Annotated in this window: 1 protein-coding gene; it reads left to right on the top strand. The window is 53.3% G+C overall.

Annotated elements, in window-relative coordinates; translation table 11 throughout:
- Window positions 1–108: 108 nt before the first annotated feature.
- Window positions 109–1,215, top strand: coding sequence for an IS30 family transposase (locus OCV64_RS16050; RefSeq protein WP_123159001.1), 1,107 nt, complete (start codon window positions 109–111; stop codon window positions 1,213–1,215).
- The last annotated feature ends 61 nt before the right edge of the window (window positions 1,216–1,276 follow it).

The following is a 1,276-nucleotide window of genomic DNA, read 5'->3' on the forward strand; positions in this document are numbered from 1 at the left end:
GGTTGATTGTAAAATGAAGTTGGACACCTAAGAAAAAATCCATAGTGATTTTCCCCACATGGTAGAATGAAGTTTGCACACAACTTCTTCCAAGGGAGGGCAATCACTATGGACTGCCAAGATTATATCACAGAATCGGTAGAACGCAAGAAGGGACAGCACTTACAGCGAGAGGAACGAGGCGCGATCCAGCATCTCAAGAACGCAGGCTACACGAACAGAGCCATTGCCAGAGCAATCGGATGTTCACCAACCACCGTTGGAAACGAGCTAAAGCGCGGCACACCGCCCCGAAAGAGCAGCAAGGGCAGGAAGCCCGGATACTCGGCAAGGCGTGGAGAAGCGGTCTACAAGGCGAACAGAAAGCGTTCTCGGAAACCACACCGAATCTGTCACTGCACTCGTTTCATTCGCTGGATAATGGAACAGGTCAAAGAACACAAGTGGTCTTTGGATGCCTGCGTCGGATATGCTCGTCTGCACAAGCTGTTTTCAGCAGAGGAGATGGTCTGCACCCACACGCTTTACAATGAGGTCTGGGCAGGCAGCCTTGACTTGTCTGTGACAGAACTGCCCGAAGCCATGAAACGCAAGCAGCACAAGGATTCCAAGCCCCGTGAACACAAGAAGAACTTCGGCACAGACATTTCTCAGAGGCCTGAGATCGCAGCTCTGCGCATCGAGGAAGGTCATTGGGAGGGTGACACCGTGGTCGGCAAGAGGGGCAGTAAGGAGGCTGTTGTCCTCTCCCTGTTGGAGAAGAAAACGGAGAACTATATTGCCATTCGAATTCCCGGCAAGGATGCAGACTCCGTTCTGAACGCCATGCAGTCACTCAGGGAAGGATTCGGAGAAAAGTTCTCACAGGTCTTCAAGACCATTACCGTGGACAACGGCTCGGAGTTCTCTGCGTTCAGTCAGGTCGAGAACTGGGGCTGTGCAGTCTACTTTGCGCATCCCTACACCTCGTGGGAACGTCCCCAAAACGAACGTCACAACGGGCTGTTTCGAGCCTTCGTTCCGAAGGGCGTGTCCATTGAGGCTTTCTCTGCTGAGTATATCTTGGCTGCAGCTGATGAATTGAACGGACGGCCTCGCAAGAAGCTTGGCTACCGCACCCCGGAGGAGCTGTTTGACGAGTTCCTCGACTCTGTTTACGCAGCCGAAGGCTGCGGCAGCATCGCCCAGGACGGAAGCCAGCGGCTTCCATCCTGACCGACGCTCTGATTCACTAAGTTCTACCGTGCAGGTGTCCAACTTACACTTGCAATTTGCG

Origin of the sequence: Muriventricola aceti (assembly GCF_025567565.1) — a bacterium.
In the GTDB taxonomy this organism is placed as follows: domain Bacteria; phylum Bacillota; class Clostridia; order Oscillospirales; family Oscillospiraceae; genus Lawsonibacter; species Lawsonibacter aceti.

Bases quoted from the DNA above. Each gene is read 5' to 3' on its own strand.
- OCV64_RS16050 (WP_123159001.1), top strand. From the start codon at position 109: ATGGACTGCCAAGATTATATCACAGAATCGGTAGAACGCAAGAAGGGA.